Annotated in this window: 22 protein-coding genes; 11 read left to right on the plus strand and 11 right to left on the minus strand. The window is 41.0% G+C overall.

Going from position 1 to position 18,973, the window contains the following annotated elements; genetic code table 11:
- The first annotated feature begins 503 nt into the window (after nucleotides 1-503).
- The 11 genes from KPL72_RS18670 to KPL72_RS18715 all read left to right on the plus strand — a co-directional run bounded on the left by KPL72_RS18670 (nucleotide 504) and on the right by KPL72_RS18715 (nucleotide 8,993).
- Nucleotides 504-740, plus strand: a complete 237-nt coding sequence (locus KPL72_RS18670) for a hypothetical protein (RefSeq protein WP_219704027.1) — start codon at nucleotides 504-506, stop codon at nucleotides 738-740.
- A gap of 14 nt (nucleotides 741-754) precedes the next feature.
- The gene (locus tag KPL72_RS18675) at nucleotides 755-1,420 is read left to right on the plus strand and encodes a response regulator (protein WP_219704055.1); all 666 of its coding nucleotides are present in this window, start codon (nucleotides 755-757) and stop codon (nucleotides 1,418-1,420) included.
- 61 nt (nucleotides 1,421-1,481) lie between these two features.
- Nucleotides 1,482-2,798: an ATP-binding protein gene (locus KPL72_RS18680; protein ID WP_212915328.1), complete on the plus strand. Its 1,317-nt coding sequence runs from the start codon at nucleotides 1,482-1,484 to the stop codon at nucleotides 2,796-2,798.
- 114 nt (nucleotides 2,799-2,912) lie between these two features.
- Complete coding sequence (locus KPL72_RS21405) at nucleotides 2,913-3,047, plus strand: hypothetical protein (protein ID WP_283248030.1); 135 nt, start codon at nucleotides 2,913-2,915, stop codon at nucleotides 3,045-3,047.
- A gap of 253 nt (nucleotides 3,048-3,300) precedes the next feature.
- The gene (gene ehuB / locus KPL72_RS18685) at nucleotides 3,301-4,149 is read left to right on the plus strand and encodes an ectoine/hydroxyectoine ABC transporter substrate-binding protein EhuB (RefSeq protein ID WP_212915327.1); all 849 of its coding nucleotides are present in this window, start codon (nucleotides 3,301-3,303) and stop codon (nucleotides 4,147-4,149) included.
- Between the two features lie 18 nt (nucleotides 4,150-4,167).
- Entirely contained in the window at nucleotides 4,168-4,830 is a 663-nt protein-coding gene (gene ehuC / locus KPL72_RS18690) for an ectoine/hydroxyectoine ABC transporter permease subunit EhuC (protein WP_219704028.1), read from the plus strand.
- Entirely contained in the window at nucleotides 4,827-5,504 is a 678-nt protein-coding gene (gene ehuD, locus KPL72_RS18695) for an ectoine/hydroxyectoine ABC transporter permease subunit EhuD (protein ID WP_072841758.1), read from the plus strand. The genes ehuC and ehuD overlap by 4 nt, the downstream gene beginning before the upstream one ends.
- The gene (ehuA, locus tag KPL72_RS18700) at nucleotides 5,501-6,274 is read left to right on the plus strand and encodes an ectoine/hydroxyectoine ABC transporter ATP-binding protein EhuA (protein ID WP_249422345.1); all 774 of its coding nucleotides are present in this window, start codon (nucleotides 5,501-5,503) and stop codon (nucleotides 6,272-6,274) included. Before ehuD ends, ehuA begins: the two co-directional genes overlap by 4 nt.
- Nucleotides 6,275-6,397: 123 nt before the next feature.
- Nucleotides 6,398-7,111 carry a ZIP family metal transporter gene (locus KPL72_RS18705; RefSeq protein ID WP_219704029.1) on the plus strand — a complete coding sequence of 238 codons (714 nt, stop codon included), beginning with the start codon at nucleotides 6,398-6,400 and terminating at the stop codon, nucleotides 7,109-7,111.
- 71 nt (nucleotides 7,112-7,182) lie between these two features.
- A complete protein-coding gene (locus tag KPL72_RS18710; protein WP_219704030.1) occupies nucleotides 7,183-8,355 on the plus strand; it encodes a benzoate/H(+) symporter BenE family transporter in 1,173 nt (390 codons plus the stop codon).
- A gap of 14 nt (nucleotides 8,356-8,369) precedes the next feature.
- Entirely contained in the window at nucleotides 8,370-8,993 is a 624-nt protein-coding gene (locus KPL72_RS18715; RefSeq protein WP_219704031.1) for a GntR family transcriptional regulator, read from the plus strand.
- A 16-nt stretch (nucleotides 8,994-9,009) separates the two neighbouring features.
- Here the strand turns inward: KPL72_RS18715 and KPL72_RS18720 are convergent, their stop codons facing one another.
- From KPL72_RS18720 to KPL72_RS18770, 11 genes are all read right to left on the minus strand, one after another.
- Complete coding sequence (locus KPL72_RS18720; RefSeq protein ID WP_219704032.1) at nucleotides 9,010-9,693, minus strand: sensor histidine kinase; 684 nt, start codon at nucleotides 9,691-9,693, stop codon at nucleotides 9,010-9,012.
- Nucleotides 9,694-9,695: 2 nt separating this feature from the next.
- A complete protein-coding gene (locus tag KPL72_RS18725) occupies nucleotides 9,696-10,907 on the minus strand; it encodes a tetratricopeptide repeat-containing response regulator (protein ID WP_219704033.1) in 1,212 nt (403 codons plus the stop codon).
- A 26-nt stretch (nucleotides 10,908-10,933) separates the two neighbouring features.
- Nucleotides 10,934-11,158 (minus strand): DNA gyrase inhibitor YacG, encoded by a 225-nt coding sequence (gene yacG, locus KPL72_RS18730; RefSeq protein WP_212915320.1) that lies wholly within the window; start codon nucleotides 11,156-11,158, stop codon nucleotides 10,934-10,936.
- Nucleotides 11,159-11,185: 27 nt separating this feature from the next.
- Nucleotides 11,186-11,797 (minus strand): dephospho-CoA kinase, encoded by a 612-nt coding sequence (gene coaE / locus KPL72_RS18735; RefSeq protein ID WP_219704034.1) that lies wholly within the window; start codon nucleotides 11,795-11,797, stop codon nucleotides 11,186-11,188.
- Complete coding sequence (locus KPL72_RS18740; protein ID WP_212915318.1) at nucleotides 11,794-12,585, minus strand: prepilin peptidase; 792 nt, start codon at nucleotides 12,583-12,585, stop codon at nucleotides 11,794-11,796. Before KPL72_RS18740 ends, coaE begins: the two co-directional genes overlap by 4 nt.
- Nucleotides 12,586-13,650 carry a type II secretion system F family protein gene (locus tag KPL72_RS18745; protein WP_212915317.1) on the minus strand — a complete coding sequence of 355 codons (1,065 nt, stop codon included), beginning with the start codon at nucleotides 13,648-13,650 and terminating at the stop codon, nucleotides 12,586-12,588.
- Nucleotides 13,637-14,587, minus strand: coding sequence for a GspE/PulE family protein (locus KPL72_RS18750; protein WP_219704035.1), 951 nt, complete (start codon nucleotides 14,585-14,587; stop codon nucleotides 13,637-13,639). Before KPL72_RS18750 ends, KPL72_RS18745 begins: the two co-directional genes overlap by 14 nt.
- A complete protein-coding gene (locus tag KPL72_RS18755; RefSeq protein ID WP_219704036.1) occupies nucleotides 14,584-15,036 on the minus strand; it encodes a pilin in 453 nt (150 codons plus the stop codon). The genes KPL72_RS18750 and KPL72_RS18755 overlap by 4 nt, the downstream gene beginning before the upstream one ends.
- Before the next feature lie 71 nt (nucleotides 15,037-15,107).
- Nucleotides 15,108-15,482, minus strand: coding sequence for a hypothetical protein (locus KPL72_RS18760; RefSeq protein WP_219704037.1), 375 nt, complete (start codon nucleotides 15,480-15,482; stop codon nucleotides 15,108-15,110).
- 153 nt (nucleotides 15,483-15,635) lie between these two features.
- The gene (gene pta, locus KPL72_RS18765; RefSeq protein WP_219704038.1) at nucleotides 15,636-17,735 is read right to left on the minus strand and encodes a phosphate acetyltransferase; all 2,100 of its coding nucleotides are present in this window, start codon (nucleotides 17,733-17,735) and stop codon (nucleotides 15,636-15,638) included.
- Between the two features lie 46 nt (nucleotides 17,736-17,781).
- On the minus strand, nucleotides 17,782-18,972 hold the full coding sequence (locus tag KPL72_RS18770; RefSeq protein ID WP_219704039.1) for an acetate/propionate family kinase: 1,191 nt from the start codon (nucleotides 18,970-18,972) through the stop codon (nucleotides 17,782-17,784).
- Nucleotide 18,973 lies beyond the last annotated feature (1 nt).

Below are 18,973 nucleotides of genomic sequence, written 5' to 3' on the forward strand. Positions count from 1 at the left end.
TAGTACTGTCAGGGCTTTTTTATATCTTGGGATTTCATAGGACTTTGCTGTGTGGGGTTTTTTATGAAAGACAAGCATGTGAGCGTAGGTCGTTATCAAGATTTGATTAAGAAGGCCCTGATAGGTAGTACGGTCAGGGCTTTTTTATATCTTGGGATTTCATAGGACTTTGCGGTGTGGGGTTTTTTATGAAAGACAAGCATGTGAGCGGAGGTCGTTATCAAGATTTGATTAAGAAGGCCCTGATAGTTAATACTGTCAGAGCTTTTTCCGTTTCACAAAAAAGTCATCGAATAACAATGGGGTAGGTGTGGAATTGCCTTAGTTTAGAATACTACCTAACTTAAAAGACCATCGTAACCAATGGTAAAAATCACGATATCGCAAGTCGAAGCTAGTAACGTCTTGTTAAAAAGAATTAAGCATTGAAAATGAGAAGCGTAAGTTTTACTTAAGGTTTCTTATCTATAGTATTTGATCATCTGTAGATTTAGGAACATCAAGTGAATACTTCTTTTTGTCAAATAAAATGGCTTGTAGTTTCTGTGCTTGCTTTTACTCAGTGTGACCTAATTAAAAAGACGAACTCCCTACAAGTTTTTTTATCAAAATGTGGCGTATTTGATCCTCTAACTCTGTTATTCTTTTCATCTCATGGTGATTTACTCAATGTTCGCCAAGGTGAAATGGATTTAGTGCAATTTAACAGCATGCAAAAATCAGCTTTGGCAAACTTATGAAAGAAGGAATAGGTTTGCGAATACTAGTTGTAGAGGATGATCTTTCGTTAGCAGATGGTCTTGTTACCGCCTTAAAGCGCGAAGGTTATACAGTTGATTTACTTCATGATGGCATTCATGCTTTGGAAGCATTAGTGAATGAAGTGTTTGATTTGGTTGTTTTGGATTTAGGCTTGCCAAGGTTAGACGGTTTGGCTGTACTGAAGCAATTACGCGCCAATGAAAATAGGGTGCCTGTTCTTATTCTTACAGCTAGAGATGGTTTGGAGGATAGAGTGGCTGGTTTGGATTTAGGTGCCGACGATTATTTAGTCAAGCCTTTTGATGTAACTGAATTGAAGGCTCGAGCACGAGCTTTATTACGTCGCAGTTATGGGCGAGCAATTAGTGAGATTCATTACAAAGGACTTGTGCTGTTCCCAGCAAGTCACAAAGTAACGTACCAAGACAAAGAGATAAGTCTAACTCGTAGAGAGTATTCTTTGCTGCATGAGCTTGTGAGCCAGCCTGGCCATGTATTTACCCGCGATGTCCTTCAGCAGCTAATGTACGGTTGGGGGGATGATGTCGAAAGTAATGCGCTTGAGGTGCACATTCATCATCTGCGTAAAAAACTCTTTCCTGAATTAATTCGCACCATACGAGGCATTGGCTATGTGGTCGATCAAGAAGTGGGCTAGAAAAAAATTATTAAGCTCAATTCGACGCAGGACACTTTTTTTTGTCATGTGCCTTTTTACCATGACAAGCATTCTTATTATGGTGATTGGTTTGCTGTTTGCAAATCATGAAGTTGAAGAGTTATTTGATGCCAGATTAGCTCAGCAAGCGCGCTTACTACTTACGTTATCTGAGAATATCGAAAAACTCAGTTCTAATGTAAGCACTATATCACCTCTCTTGATTGACGAGGCTAATACAGATTCATCTGTAGGTCATAAATACGAAAGTAAAATATTTTATCAAATTTGGAGTGGGGGTAAATTAAAAATTGCCTCTGACTCCATGAATTTCTCACAACAGAAGGAAGACTCATTTGGTTATGGTGATGCAATTGCCGATCACTATAAGTGGAGAACTTTTACCTTAAATCAAACCGCAGGTGATATAAAAGTCATCGTTGCTGAGCGTTCTGATGTAAGAGGAGAAATTTCAGATCAAATTGTCTTCCAAACTCTTTTTCCTGAGATATTAGCTTGGCCTATTTTGGCTGTTCTTGTGTGGGCTGCGGTTGGCCTTGGACTCGAGCCTCTTCAGCAGCTTGCTCGGCGTATTCAGAAAATTACTCCAACTAAGTTAGAACCAATCGAAATGTCTCATGTGCCTGAAGAGTTAATTCCTGTCAAAACTGCTTTGAATGGGTTGCTTGTGGAAATTGACGTGTTGATGGAAAGGGAAAAACGTTGGATAGCAGATGCGGCTCATGAATTAAGAACCCCCTTGAGTATTCTCAGGGTCCATGCTGAAAATGCAGCGTCGGCAGAGAATGATTTAGAGAGAAATAAATCGTTAACTCAGCTTACATCGGGCGTTGATCGTTCTACTAGAATAGTATCTCAATTGCTAGCGCTAGCTCGTCTTGAGCATCAGAAAAAAGTTATTAAAGAAAGAGTGGATGTACTGGCAATTAGCCGTTCGATGATTGCTGATATTCTACCCTTGGCTTGGAAGAGAGGCGTTGAGATTAGCCTAGAAGTTGATGATAACTTGCCTTGGTGTTGTTATGTCGAGACTAATCATATTGAGATATTGCTACAAAACTTAATTAGTAATGCCATTAAATTCTCGCCTAGTAACTCGGTGATTAAAGTAGTATGGGAACAGTTTGAAAATCAAGTTGAACTAAAGGTAATGGATGCAGGAAAAGGTGTTAGTAAAGAAGAAAAGCAAAGGCTCAGTGAGCGTTTTTTTCGTTCTGGAGAGGCAGAAGGTGCGGGGCTTGGGCTGTCTATTGTTAAAAATATCGTTGACAAGTATCAAGGTTCGCTTTCTTTCGAGAGTGTACTTCCTCAAGGGTTAACCGTTCAGGTTAAATTGCCTGTTTTAGCAGTGAAATAAAGTAATCTTCCTAAGAATAGTTTTTAGATATTAAGTTGTTAGCTAATGGCGATTTTATAAATGTCTTTCAAGTGCTTATGCTTTTTACATCAACTTGAAGCAGGGGAAAATATCATGAAAAGGTTTATCGCTACTATCTACAATGTGGTTCTAACGAAAAGTGGTCGTTCTAAAGCTGAAATGGACCTTCAGGAAGAATGGCAAGGGTGGGATGCTTGGGTCAATATAGACTCTAGATCCACGCGTTAAAGTTTAGTTTACAGTAAATACCATACCAGACATTGTCTGGTATTTTTTTGCCTTTCAGTATTCGTTTTTCATTCCTTTTTACATTGAATTCACCTTCTATATTTTTAAAGTGGTTGGTTAAATTTAGCATCTATAATAAGTGATCTAATGATTACAGATCTAAATAGTTCTTGATCATTTGATTCATTTTATTTAGTGTAAAGAGACTTAACGCTATTTTTTAACCATTTTTCTAAGGAACATGAGGTTTATTATGAAAAAGCTATGCAGAAAATATCTTATATCTCTAATGAGTTTTGCCGTTGCGCTTTTCTCCGTGTCTGCTGTGGCGACGACGTTAGATAAGATAAAAGATGAGGGCACTGTGACAATAGGTGTGGCCAATGAAGTACCTTATGGTTACACCACCCCAGATGGTGAGCCGGCTGGCGAAGCTCCTAGTATTGCGGTTAAAGTCCTGAATGATCTTGGTGTAGATAACGTAAAAGTTGTTGTTACGGAATTTGGTTCTTTGATTCCGGGATTGCGTGCTGGGCGTTTTGATGTGATTGCAGCAGGTATGTACATTACGCCAAAACGCTGCAAGCAAATTTTGTTCTCTAATCCTACATACAGCATTGGCGAAGGCTTTTTGGTTCAAAATGGCAACCCGAAAGAGTTAAATGGTTACGACAATATTGATGCTAAATCTGTGAAGTTGGGCGTTATGTCTGGTTCTGTTGAATACGGTTATGCGCGTGACTACGGTATTGATTTAAGCAAAATCGTAACTCTTCCAGATTATCCATCTGGTGTTGCTGCCCTTAAATCAGGTCGTATTGATGCGCTAGCTGGTACGAGCTTGACCATGGCGTCTTTGGCTCAAAAAGATGATCGTGTTGAATTAGCGCAGCCTTTTACTCCTCTTATGATTAAGGGTGAATCAGTTAAAGGCTATGGTGGTTTTGGTTTCCGCCCAGCTGATACAGCTTTGCGTGATGCATTCAATACAGAATTGAAAGGCTTTATCGATACAAAAGAGCATATTGCAATGGTAGAGCCTTACGGTTTTGGTAAGCATACTTCTCCTGGTGGCATGACTGCTGCGAAATTGTGTAAATAACACTGGGGAATTAGACTCATGGAATTTGGAGAAATTGTCTCCGTATTACTCCAGGGGGCCGTTGTTACAATACAAATTGTGGCAATGGCATTGCCTCTCGCTGTGTTAATGGCCTTCAGCTTTGGATTGATTCGCCTTTACGCTCCAACCCCATTCAAACAAATCGCAATTGTTTACATTGAATTCTTCCGCGGAACATCGGCTCTTATACAGCTGTACTGGATTTATTTTGTGTTGCCATTCTTTGGGATAACCATAGATGCGATGACGGCAGCAGTTGTTGCCTTGGGACTAAATATTGGTGCGTATGGTACGGAAGTAGTACGTGGTGCTATTCAATCTGTACCGAAGGGGCAATATGAAGCCTCTATTGCATTAAACTTTACTTCTTCCCAACGATTGTGGCGAATTATTATGCCGCAAGCCTTAGTTAATATGATCCCACCGTTTGGTAATTTAGCTATTGAGTTAGTGAAAGCAACCTCATTGGTATCTCTGATTACTATTGGTGATTTGACTTTTAAAGCAAAAATGCTAGCTGATACAACCTTACAGGTTGGTGAGATCTTTGGTGTGGTGTTGTTGTTCTATTTTGTTATGGCTCAATTCTTAGTCTTTTTTATTAGGCGTTTAGAAACGCACCTTAGCAAAGGTTTAGGTCGTGGAGGGCTTCATTCATGAATGGATTTCATTGGGACTGGGCGTTTACATGGGAAGTGTTTCCTATGATTCTAACCGCGGCAAAAGTGACTTTATTGGCAACTTTGCTCGGCAGCATTTTTGCGATTGTGATGGGGCTAGTTTTTGCTTTGTTGCGTCGTAGCAATAGTCGCACACTACGTATCTCGATTTACTGGGTGGTTGAGTTTATTCGGAGTACGCCTTTGCTCGTACAGATCTTCTTCTTGTATTACGTGATGCCGGAATTTGGTATCAGTATGTCACCGCTAGCAACGGGTGTGTTTGCTTTAGGTCTTCATTATGGCGCGTATTTATCGGAAGTGTTTCGTAGTGGTATCGATGGTATTGAAAAAGGCCAATGGGAAGCTGCTAGAGCGCTGAATTTAACGATTGTTGATACCTACAAAGATATCGTGCTCCCTCAAGCAATTCGTCCAATGATCCCTGCGACAGGTAATTACATCATTGCCATGTTTAAGGAAACGCCTCAGCTTTCTGCCATTACTTTATTGGAAATGCTGCAAATGGCGAAGATTATTGGCTCTGAGAACTTCCGCTATCTAGAACCCTTTACCTTAGTTGGGATTTTGTATCTCGTGTTTAGTCTTTTAGCAGCCTACGGTATTCATCAGGTTGAAAGACGCTTTCCAAAAGAAGGATTTAGTTTGAAATGAGTGCACCCATTATTGAATTCAAAAATGTGAAAAAGTGCTTTGGTGAAACCGTCATTTTTAGTGATTTTAACTTTAAAGTAGAAGAAAACGAGATAGTTTCAATCATCGGGCCAAGTGGCTCAGGTAAGAGTACCTTGCTACGAATCTTGATGACGTTAGAAGGTATTGACGGCGGTTATATAAATGTAGCAGGCGAGTCACTTTGGCATATGCCCTGGCAGGGACAACATGTTCCTGCGAACAATAAGCACCTGCATAAAATGCGTAATCATCTTGGAATGGTCTTTCAGCATTTTAATTTGTTTCCCCATATGACGGTGAAACGCAACATAACTGAAGCACCAATGCGAGTCAAAGGTGTTTCAAGAGCTGAAGCTGAGGAATTCGCAGAGAAATTACTGCAGTTGGTTGGTCTAGCAGATAAAGCGGACAGTTATCCAAATGATTTATCTGGTGGCCAAAAACAGCGAGTAGGTATTGCACGAGCGCTTGCGATGAAACCTTCTATCTTGTTGTTGGATGAGATTACTTCGGCATTAGACCCAGAATTAGTTGATGAAGTACTGGATGTTATTCGTAATCTTGTCAAAGAAGAAAGTTTTACTATGTTGCTGGTAACTCATGAAATGTACTTCGCAAGAGAAATTAGTGATCGAGTGTGCTTCTTTGATAAAGGTGCCATTGTGGAAGAGGGTGAGCCAGAAGCTATCTTTACCCAACCAAAAGAAGAGCGAACAAAGGCTTTTCTAAATGCTTATATTGGTCAGTAGCTTTCTGAAAAATATTATTTAATAAGTGTTTATAGGGCGCCTGAATGGCGCCTTATTTTTTGCCGTGACAAGTAACGTTGTCAGCACTGATAATGATGGTACACCTTATGGAGTATTGATTAAATGACCCCCTTGTATAGCATTATTTTTCTCACTTTATTTGCTGGCTTAGCTATGCCACTTGGCGCGCTGATTGCAAATTTTGAACGCATCAAACCAGCATGGTTAGAAACCGAGTTAATGCATGGCATTACGGCGTTTGGTGGCGGCGCTTTATTGTCTGCTATTGCTTTGGTTTTGGTACCAGAAGGTGTTCGAAATTTTGCGCCTCTGAGTGCTGCTTTATTGTTTTTATCAGGTGGTGTGGCTTTTATGTGGTTGGATATTCAATTGTCTAAAGGCCAAACTTCTATGAGTCAATTGGTTGCCATGCTCGCTGACTTTATTCCAGAATCCTTGGCTTTGGGGGCTGCGTTTGCTTTGGGAACAATTAATGGTCTATTGCTTGCTGCCCTTATTGCCATGCAAAACCTTCCAGAAGGATTTAATGCTTTTCGAGAGTTAAAGGCCTCATCAACTTATCGTTCATTTACTATTATTTTTTGGTTTGTGTTGTTGGCATTATGTGGGCCAATAGCGGGTGTCGTTGCGCATATTTGGCTTGCTGCGTGGCCAGTCGTTGTGTCTGGAATTATGTTGTTTGCCTCTGGCGGTATTTTGTATGCTGTGTTTCAAGATATTGCGCCTCAAGTCGCTTTGGAAAAGCATTGGGCCCCCCCAATGGGGGCGGTGATGGGATTTGCTTTGGGGTTAGTGGGATATATGTTAACGCGATAAAAAATGTATACAAAATTATCGTTTTTTGAAATATAGTAGCGCTCTTTAAAGCTGACAAGAGTGACTGTGTTGTGTTCAGAATATTAAATGATCTTAGCTTGAGTGCGATTGTCGCGGGTTTTGTGGCAGTGCTTATAGGTTTTGCAAGTTCTGTTGCTATTGTCTTTCAGGCGGCTCAGGCGGCTGGCGCAGATTCTAATACCATAGTCTCTTGGATTATGGCGTTAGGTTTTGGGATGGGGGCTACCTGTTTTTTCCTTTCTTTATGGTATCGTTCTCCTGTGATTACGGCTTGGTCGACACCCGGTGCGGCCTTATTAGCGACGAGCTTAGGGACGATAAGCTATTCTGAAGCAATTGGTGTATTCGTTTTTGCAGGTGTGTTAACTCTGCTCACGGGTGTTTCCGGCTTATTTGATAAAGTCATGCGTTTGGTTCCTTTGCCGCTAGCTTGTGCCATGTTAGCGGGTGTGCTTTTCAAGTTTGGCTTGTCTATTTTTGATTCTATGATGAGTGACGTATTCCTAGTTGGGGTTATGCTGATTACTTATTTGGTGAGTAAGCGACTTGTTCCTCGTTACGCTGTGCTTTTTGTTTTGGTTGCAGGTGTCGCGCTTGTGCTTGTAAGATCTGATGAACAGTTTATGTCTAGTATTCCTTTTGCTCTTGGCTCTCTTGTATGGGTATGGCCTGAGTGGAATATTAGTGCATTAATTGGTATTGGCATTCCTTTATATATTGTCACTATGACGTCTCAGAATATCCCTGGTGTTGCTGTGATGCGCAGTAGTGGTTACCAAACACCGGTTTCACCTCTTATTAGCTGGACTGGCTTAACATCCATTGTTTTAGCGCCTTTAGGTGGTTTTGCCTTTAATTTGGCGGCAATTACTGCGGCGATTTGTTCAGGTGATGAATGTCATAAAGATCCTAAACGTCGCTACATTGCAGGACTTTCAGCTGGTGTGTTTTATTGGCTTGCTGGTTTAGCTGGTGCCTCTGTTGTTGCTCTGTTTTCGATTTTTCCAGCCACTATGATTGCTGCGCTAGCGGGCATTGCGTTGTTGGGAACCATAGGAATGAATCTAAAAAATGCGATGGCAGATGATTCAAATCGAGAAGCCGCGCTAGTGACTTTTTTAGTGACCGTCTCCGGTGTGTCGTTTGCTGGTATAGCATCAGCATTTTGGGGTATTTTATTTGGTGTGATATGTCTTTTAATATCCAATACTAAGCTTAAATAAAAAAGGTTTTTTGTATGGATATTAGCCAAAGTATCAAAGAAGATATCTTAAAAAACCAGCTACCTAGAGGGGTTCCTTTACGGCAAACAAATCTCTCGACCCGATATGGGGTGAGTAGAATTCCTATTAGAGATGCATTGTTATCTCTTAAGGCTGAAGGTTGGCTTGTTCCAAACGGGAAAGCGGGGGTGATGATCCCTGATTTAAATTGGAAGGAAGCAGAAGATCTTTGTTTGATGCGTGCTGAATTAGAGTGTTTGTTATTTGACATGGCGTTTGACCATATTCATGAAGAAGACTTATTTGAAGCAAGATGTTTTTTATCAGAGCTAGATAAAGAAAGTTTATCCTTGGTGAATCGTGGCGAGCTTAATTGGCGATTTCATCATGCCCTATATCGAGCGGCTGAACGGCCAACATTGCAACGGGTGGTTGAAGGGCTTAACAAGCAAGCGGTGCGTTATCTTGGTTTCCAGTATGGGCCATTGGGATATAAGGTAAGAAGTCAGGATCAGCATGAAGAGCTGTTGTCATTGATTGAGTTAAAAGACAAAAAGGCTGCGCTCATTTTTTTGAGACAGCACATAGAAAAAGCAGGAATTTTATTAACGGAGTATTTAAAAACACTTAACACATGATTGTGTGAGTAGGGTGTTAAAACTCTTCATCTGTTGGTTGGGGTAAATACACCGTTAAGCTAGCACCACCTAAGTTTTGAGACGATTCTTTTTTGATGAAGCCTCGTACGTCATTTACAACATGGGCGGTAGCTGATAATTCGGCAAAATACAAACCTAAACCTGTATTGCCTTCAAGAAACTCCTCCGGAAGATCATCATCATTAGCCTGTTTAAAGCCTTCACCATCGTCTTCGATCGTTATGATGATAAAAGCATTTTCTTTTTTTGCGCTGATCAAAATTTTCGATTTTGCAAACCGCAGAGCATTGTAAACAGCCGTGCTAACTACGGCGGTCATTAGTCGTTCGTCAAAGGTGCCTGTCAGATTTGAGTCGCAGCTGTATTCTAGCTCTAAACTCTTTGCAATGGCGGATGGTTGTAGAGCAAACACCTGATCGTCTAAAAATTCATCAAGTAAAAAAGTATCTACATGCAAATCATAGCCATCGGATGCGAGTCTGTACAAATATAAGTATTCAACCCATTCATCATTGAGTTTTTTGAGGGACTCTTCAATCAAAATGATTTTTTTTTGATTCGAGTCTTTACTTCCCATCGCATCTTTAAGACTTTGCAATTGGTACAGTAAAGTCCCTACCTGGTTTTTGCTTTCATGGATCGCACTGGCCAAGATAGTGCTAATATCGATTTTTTTCATCTTTAGCTTCCAAAAGATTTTGCGTAGGCGGAGCTTTGTTGTTTGCTTGGGGCTGTTGCGCTGCCAGACTTTACTTCACTAATCCAAGCCTCAAAAATTTGCTTGGCTGTTGATTTATCATTATCTGCTATGTAAATATCTATCTCGTAGCTATAAGCTTTTGCTTTGTTATCTGGGTCATCAAAGAAAGATTCGTGTACTTTTTTAAGGGTACTGTCAAAATTATCTTTTTGTCGCGGTAATAAAGGACCGTTGTCCGATATTCTAGCAAGAGATTCCAAGTGTTTTAAATATACATCTGCTGTGTTGTAGCAGGAATATTTTGCTAAAAATACAGCTCTGCGGAATGACATTTCTGCGGTCATGCTGTCACTGAGTGACATGCTTATGTTGCCTAATTCCATTTGTCGTAAAATGTTTTTAGGTGAGCGACCTATGGCTTCTATTAGTGTTGCTTGCGCTTCTTCGGATTTTCCTTGAACAACTTGGATTTTAGCAAGCCAATCATAGGCGCTGACAAAAAAACGATTATCAAGCATCAATTGTCGAAAGTTTTGTTCGGCTTTTTCTAATTCACCCATTAAGAAATAAGACTTCGCTTTACCAAATAAAGCCCAAGGCATTTTTCTACTCTTAAGCGTTTTATTGAATAGGGACAATGCTTTTTTGTATTCTTTTATCTCTAATAGGCTTTCACCAATTATTCGCTCGCACTTGCCTATTAGGGATGGATATTTTTTCATTACTAGTTTGGCTGCCGCGATGGCTTCTTCAAAGTTATTTGCATCAAGCGCGACGTTTACCTTATATAGCCTTTCTTTTGTTTCTAATAGCTTGCTGAGGCGTCTTTGTAAAACAGCTTGAGAAAAAGGTTTGGTAATGTAACCGTCAGGTTGATATTCAATCGCCCCCATAACCATTTCAATGGATGTTTCTGCTGTTACCATTAAGTAAGTGGCGGTATTTGGGATGAGTTTAGAATGTCTTACTTCTTCTAACAGTTGCTGGCCATCTTTACCATTGCCAAGGTTGTAATCAGACAAAATAACATCAAAGGATTTGCTTCTTAGAAGTTCAATGGCAGTTTCAGCTTTCATAGCAATATCTATGGATGTGAAGCCAAAATCAGTCAGCATTTTTCGCTGCATGATTCTAGCTTCGGCCATATCCTCTATAAGAAGCGCTTTTTTCTTTGAAAAGTCTTGTTGTGCCATAAATAATTACATTCCGTGCTTAGCAATTATAAAAAGGATTTATTAGGGTCGATTACAAGATCTTCAGAAAAAATCTCATCCTCTTCAGAGGTTTGCTGTGGAATAGCGTAAGATTCGCTTGCCCATGCTCCCAAGTCAATTAGCTTGCATCTTGGACTGCAAAAAGGCCTGTCAGGATTTTCTTTAGACCAAGGCGATTTCTTTTGGCAGGTAGGGCAGGCAACTAAGGTTGCAGTATTACTATTTAACATGATTGTGACTCTAAAATTATTATGACGCTATGTGTATAGTGATTCTAAAATTTTTTTGTGCAATTTGAAGACTTTAGCATTCATTTCAGCAATATTACCAGAGTTTTCCAAGACGAGATCGGCTCTCTCTATTCGCTCGCTGTTGCTTAACTGTGTCGCCATGATTTTTTCTGCGCTTTCTTGGCTTATTCGATCTCTGCTCATGACTCGTTGAAGCTGGATATCTTTAGGAACATCAATGGCCACTATTAATTGGCATATCGCGTTTTGTTTTGTTTCGAACAATAGAGGGTGAACAAGTAGGGCGTATGGCGATGTTACTGAATTTAACTGCTTAGTAATCTCTTTACGAATCGCAGGGTGTGTTAGTTCTTCTATCCAAGTTCTTTCTTCTGGTTGATTGAAAATGATGGTACGAAGAGCGCTGCGGTTCAGTGCACCGTCGCTTAATAATATCTTCTCACCATAACGCTGCTGGATTTGCTTTAAGCAGACTGAGCCTGGCAGAACAACAAGCCTAGCGACATCATCGGCGTCAACACTCTGAATGCCTATATCGTTGAAATATTTCGTTATTGTACTTTTGCCAGAGCCAATGCCACCAGCAAGACCGATTATAGGAGAAGTGTGGGTTGTCATAGATTAAATATAAACACCAGCATGGCTGAAAATATTAAAAATGGGCCAAACGCCATGTATTTAGACTCATTTCCATTAACTATTACAGTGTATAGGATTCCACTTAAACTTGCACAAAGTAACAAGGGGGCTAAGTTTGAAAGTCCTAGCCATGCCCCAAGTGCAGCGATGATTTTAGCGTCACCCATACCAATACCTTCTTGGCCTCTGAATCTTAAATAAAACCACCGCAGTGTATAAACAAACCCATAGCCGATTATCATACCTAAAACACTACTCTCTAGTGTGTTGGTAGACAGATTAAGCAACAGGGCACAAGCTAATGCTATTGTACTACACTCGTCTGGTATTAATTGATGTTCGAAATCAATTGCAGCAGCTGTTATTAAAGTACTAACTAAAAGAGTGTGTAGCACAAGTTGATAAATGTCAGTAAACATCCAAAACAAGGGCAAGCAGCAGACAATATGAAGTAGCTCTATAGCTGGGTAGCGATATGATATTTTGGCTTGGCAATATCGGCATTTTCCTTTGAGTACTAAATAGCTGACCAGAGGAATAAGATCTTGCCATGTTAGTGGATGATTGCATTGGAAACAGTGAGAGCGATTTTTTCTTATGTTGTCTGGTGGTCGCTTGTCGAAGGGTAACGAAAGGAAGTCATGTGCTTCTTTGTTCCATAAGTAGATATTTTTTATCGGCCAGCGAGCGGTGAATGCTGCTGCATAACTGCCAACGCTCAAGACGGCCAATGCATATAAAATCCAGTTTATTGTTATCATATTCATTTATGACATCTCAATAAGTGGAGCGTATAAAGCGACCAGTGCTGAAGCGACAAAACCTCCAGCAACCAAAAGACACACCGCGGGAATAAGTTTTTCAAGTAGTGTTATATTTTTTTGCCAACGTTTCTCATGCTCCTTTGCCGCAAGTGTTAGCGCTCTCTCTATATCGCCATCTTGTTCTGCCGAGTGAAGCGCAATGGCCGATTCATGTGGAAACCAAGAGGCAGGAAAGCTTGCTGCGTAGTTTTTACCAAGACGAAGTGTGTAATAGACTTGGTAAATTTCTTCTTTGATAGGTGTGTATTGGAAGTATTCGGGCATGCTCCTCAGGGCATGTTGCAAGGTAATACCTGTTTTCCTTGTTGTACTTAGTAGGGAAAAAAGTTTGGTTAATCGAAAATTTTCACTGTATTTTTCCAGCCAGTAACAAGCCTGACCTTGATGCAGGCTTCTTACTATGATGAGTTGAATGGCGCTACAGACGAAATAAAGGCTTAAGTCATTGATCAAGTCAAAAAAATAACTTTCTTCTGCTTTTTGCTGTAAGGCGCGATTTACAATAAGAATGATTAAGGCAATTTGAATAACACTAAAGGGATAGATGATTGCTTTCAGTAAGCGCTGAGACCAATCTAATAAAGAGCTGAGCTGGATGATGGAAATGCTGAGGCTTTTTTCGCAATCTTCTCTCGAACCTTGTGAATTAATAAGTTTACAGTATGGCTTAGCCGTTGTGTTTGTTAGTCTGCCTAATGCTTTGTTAAATGCGGTGCCATTTTCTAATTCGCTTAGTATCGCCTTGCTAGTGGTTGCGATTGTCGGATGGGCGGAAGATAGTGCGAAATGAGAAAGCCCTTGGTTTAGTTGTAGTCCAGATTGTAGCGCGCTTTGAATTTCTTTATAAAAAGTTTGCAGTGATCTGTAATCGAGCTTCCTGGGCTTCCACTTAGATATTGATATTTGCCAGTATCCGCGGTTGATGAAATCAAAGATAACTTTTCTTTCAGACAATTCGTATCGGTAATCGACCTCGCCATTGTGATGCTTGATTTTATACCACGGCATATTGAACCTCCTTTTCCTGAAACGGAAAGGCTTCCCATAGAGCTGGGGACGAAATAAGTGTGTCATAGTTGCTAGGCAGTTCTTTGTTCCACAATGGTCGTAAGCCATTAAAAGCGGGTTGTTGCGAAGAGGCTTTATAAAGCATGGCTTGGTGAATGATGAGCTTTAATGAGCTTACCAGAGAGAAAAAGTCTACTTGCCAACCATGACAGCGATGCATGGCGTCGAGCGCAGAATTGGTATGCAATGTTGCCAGTACAAGATGCCCAGTCAGAGCGGCATTAACTGCAAGATTTGCGGTAACAGCATCTCGGACTTCACCTACCATAATGACATCAGGGTCTTGCCTTAAAAAGGACTTTAAAAGCGCAGCAGAATCTAATCCAATGGCTGAATTTGGTTCACATTGAAATAAGCCTGATATCTCATATTCAACAGGGTCTTCGATAGTAAAAATGGTTTTTTTGCCCGTGTTTAATACATCAAGGCATGAATAAAGCGTGGTGCTTTTTCCAGCACCAGTTGCGCCGCAAACCAAAATCAACCCACTAGGTTTGTTAAGTGTCGCGCTTAGTGTTGCAAGTAAAGGTGGTTGTATACCAATTTCGTTTAATGCTAAGCGATTCTTTTCGGGTAGTAGACGCAAAGCAACTTTTTCGCCTTTGACTGTGGTGATAATACTAACTCTAATGAAGGTGCTTCTGTTCCTTTCTTCAAAGAGAAATTGGCCTTCTTGTGTTCTCCTGGTCTCTGATAAGTCTAAATTAGCCCGCATTTTAATGCGGTTGATTAAGCTAGTTCCTTGCGGTAATTCAGCGACTTTACTTAATAATCCGTAACTACGTTGATAGATTTGAATACCAAGATTGGTATGCTCTATATGAACATCGGTTGCATGATTGCTGACGGCATTTGAGATGATCTCTTCTAAAGTCATTCTTCTACTCCTGTCACGCTCTCACATTGCAACGGGAGAATATTGTTATCTAAATCTGAGCTGCACTGCCAATTTCTATTGGCATCACGTGAGTATCTTAAATATTGGTTTTCCGTAATGCCTGTATTGTCATTTAGAGTGATTAGGATATTGCCCATGTTTCTGTTTTGGCTCTCGACAGAAATAGATTTAGCAATTGAATCGTCTGCTAGGGTTTGTTTGATAAGATCGAATTCTGTTTCAGTTGGGAAGGATCCATGTAGAAGAATAAACTCCTCAACCAATGATTGGTGTTGAGTGGCGAGATTTTGTGCTTCTATCAGTTTTGCTTTAGCAATTTGACGAGTAAATGTGGGGGCTGAAAGACTAGCTATTATAGAAATAATGGCAATAACAACCATTAACTCTAATAGCGTAAAACCACGTATGGTTAGACGAGAAAATAACATTCTTCACTCCTTGAAGATTTCTTAATAATTGGCATCCTGCCAAAAAACTCAATTCATTGAGTTTTTATAGATTAAATAATTTGATCGAGAAAGTCTCCCGTTGGTGTTTTTTCATGGTAGCTATTGGTTTTGCTCTCCTTAGTTGGTGGCTGAATAGTAGGTTCAAGACTGTCCTCGACGAACTCTTCCTCTTGTTCCTGTAGTATATCTGTATTTTTTTTAGCTTCGATTTCTTCTGACTTTGTTCTATTTCGCTGGGACAGCGCTTGGCCTTGTTCTGAAATAGTGACAACAAGATCACTCGACGCCTTTGCATTTCGAGCATTAAGAGCGGCCATGTTCGTGTCTTCATCAGAGCGTAAGTCAAACGCTGTGTAGCCAGGTGTGGTCGTACTGGTAAAAGTATGATTTGAAAGCGCTATAGAATGAGGGAGGCTACCAGACATGTTGATTACCCACGTAATGTTTATTCATAAATACTAATTGGCAATATGAAATATGTCTACTTTTTAGCCTAATCTAGTTAGAAAATTTTATACTGTGGATAAATCAACTCGTCTTTACTTATTAGAAAGCAAAGACGAGTTTAAAGGGATGGGTTATTCGCCTTTAAGCTTGCCCGCCTGAATGGCTGTGATGGCAATGGTGTAGACAATATCGTCGACTAATGCACCACGTGATAAGTCATTAACCGGTTTGCGAATACCTTGCAGCATAGGTCCGATGCTGACGACGTCGGCACTGCGTTGAACGGCTTTGTAAGTCGTGTTGCCGGTATTTAAATCAGGGAAAATAAATACAGTCGCTTTACCAGCTACCTTGCTGTTTGGTGCTTTTTGTTTTGCAACCTTTTCCATAATGGCTGCGTCGTATTGCAGAGGGCCGTCTATTAATAAATCAGGACGAAGTTTTTGTGCAATCGAAGTAGCTTCTCGGACTTTGTCGACATCATTACCTGTACCAGAACCGCCAGTACTGTAACTAATCATGGCGACTTTGGGTGTGATGCCAAAAGCAGCAGCAGAATCAGCACTTTGAATGGCAATTTCTGCAAGTTGCTCAGCCGTTGGATCTGGGTTGATAGCGCAATCACCATAGACCAATACTTGATCCGGCAAGCACATAAAGAAAATTGATGAGACAAGATTTGAGTTAGGTGATGTCTTTATTAATTGCAGAGCAGGGCGGATGGTGTTTGCCGTAGTGTGTACAGCACCAGAAACCAAACCATCCACATCGCCAACTTGCAGCATCATGGTGCCTAATACTACGTTGTCTTCAAGTTGCTCACGAGCAACGATATCAGTTAGTCCGCGGCTCTTTCTTAATTCAACCATTGGCGCTACGTAACGTTCACGAATGCTGCTTGGGTCAAGTATTTCAACGCCATGGCTTAGCTCAATACCATTGTTTTGAGCAATTCGAAGGATCTCGGTTTCGTTACCTAGTAATGTGCAGCGAGCAATACCGCGTTCAGCACAGATAGACGCCGCTTGAATGGTGCGAATCTCTTCGCCTTCTGGAAGAATAATGCGTTTGTTCAACGAACGAGCGAGCTCAATCAAACGGAATCGGAAAGCAGGAGGAGAAAGTTTTCTTTCTTCTTGGTTTAGGGCAAATGAGTTGATCCAGTCGTGATCGATACAACGAGCAATATGCTCTTTCACCATCAGGACTCGCTCTTTATCGTCAAGCGGAATTTCTTGGTTGAATGATTGCATGTTAATAACCGTTTCCCAGCTGTTCGATTCAACAGAGAGAACAGGTAATCCTTTCGCCATCGCTTTGCCACAAAGCGCCATCAGTGCTTCACTTGGCTGGTAGCCGCCAGTCACAACTAATGCAGCGATTTTAATATCATTAAGTGCTGCAATGGCTGTTGCCATTATAATGTCAGTCCGATCACCTGGTGTGAAGACCAACACGCCGGGGCGCAAAGCTTCAAGCATATTTTCAACACCGCGAGCACAAAGCGTATAAGATTGTACTCGGCGAGATTCGATCTCACCTGCATTGATAATACGAGCGCCAAGAAAGTCCGCCACATCTTTAACGCGAGGATAGGTTAGCTCGTCTGCTTTTGGTATTTGCCCTAGCAGACTAAAGTTACGTTTGAAAATTCCCCTTTGAGCAAAAAGATCGCCGTATGATTTGACGCCTAGAGATCCAGGTGTAGTTTTGTTCAAAATACAGCCAATCACATCGTTGGCTTTAATGCCACCATAAGAACCAGCGGCAATTTCAACATGATGTTCAAGTTCGTTAACTCGCATGTTGTTCGGTGCAGTGACTAAAACCAATCCAGCATCTAGTGTTCTTGCAATGGCTTTATTTAATCGAGTCGCATAGGGATGTCCTGCAATTTGAGCAAGACCTTCCACAATTACTGTTGAGTCAGGTTCTACGCTGGCTTGAAAGCGGCCAACGATTTCTTCCATGAGTTCGTCGATATTGTCGTTGTACAAGTAGCGTTCCGCTTCATGCAGTGGAATAGGTTCAGCGGGGGTCAGTGTTGAACCCTGAGCAACCATAGCTGTTGATTTGTCAGGACCTTTATCTCCAGGTTGAGGTTGGGCGATTGGCTTGAAAAAACTGGCTTTTAGGCCTTGTTGCTCGAGCGCGCGGACAAGACCTACAGAGACTGATGTTAAGCCGACGCCTGGGCCTGTAGGAACGGTCATGAGTACATTTATTGACATATCTGATGAATCCTAAATTAGTCCATTATGGTTAGCATGGTTTTGATCATTGCTGAATTAAACTTATAGTATCAAGTGCAATCATTAGCTCTTCGTTAGTTGGTATAATCCATACATGCGTGTTGCTGTTTTCTGAGCTAATATTTAGCGTTTCACCACGAGGGGCGTTTTCATTTAATGCTGAGTCTATACAGATATTTAACGCTTTCAAATGATTACAAATGACTTGACGTAAATAGCTAGAATTCTCACCGATTCCGCCAGTAAAGACCAAGTGATCAATACTTTCTAAAGTAGTTGCTACACTTGCTAAGTGTTTGGCCGTACGCGCTGCAAACATGTCTAAAGCCAGTTTCGCTCTTTGGTCTCCAGATTCCATAGCTTCTTCTAGTGTACGGCAGTCGTTTGAAATTTCTGACACGCCAAGCAGGCCGCTTTTTTTATTGAGAATATCAAGAGCGGCGTCAGCCGATATGTTTTCAGCTTGGCTAATAAAAGAAAGTAAGCTTGGGTCCAAACTTCCAGATCGAGTGCCCATCATTAGGCCTTCTAATGGCGTGATCCCCATACTGGTATCAGAGGATTGGCCTTTGTTAATTGCACAAGTGCTGGCGCCATTACCTAGATGGGCGACGAGTACACCTTGAAGATCACTCCCTTGCGCGATTTCTGCTAAACGTTGGCTGATATAACGATAGCTTGTTCCATGAAAACCGTACTTGCGGAAATGATGTTCACGATAGAAATGCATTGGAATGGGGTACAGATATTGTTCTGGAGCCAAAGTTTGATGGAACGCTGTATCAAAAACTGCGACTTGAGGTAAGCCCGGAAAAAGCTCAAAGGCAACTTCCATTCCTTTTGCATGTGCAGGGTTATGTAGCGGAGCAAATTGTGCGCACTCTTTAATACCTTTAATAACGTCTTGATTGATTAAAACAGACTTACTAAAAGTTTCTCCGCCATGTACAACTCTGTGTCCGATGCCAGCTAATGACTTTTCTATAATTGTATGGTTTTTAAGCCAGGCTTTTATTTGCGCAACAGCATTTTTGTGGCTGCTATCCTCAAGTTGAATAACATTTTTTTGCCCTTCAAACTTGAAGGATATGCTGCTTTCATCTGAACCTAATCGGTCAGCGATACCTTCAACTAAAGTATCTTGTCCGGCATTGGCAAGAATGGCAAACTTCAAAGAAGAGCTTCCACAGTTGATGACTAAAATACTATCTTTCATA

The sequence above is a fragment of the Marinomonas lutimaris genome (assembly GCF_019426345.1).
Taxonomy (GTDB): Bacteria; Pseudomonadota; Gammaproteobacteria; order Pseudomonadales; family Marinomonadaceae; genus Marinomonas; species Marinomonas lutimaris.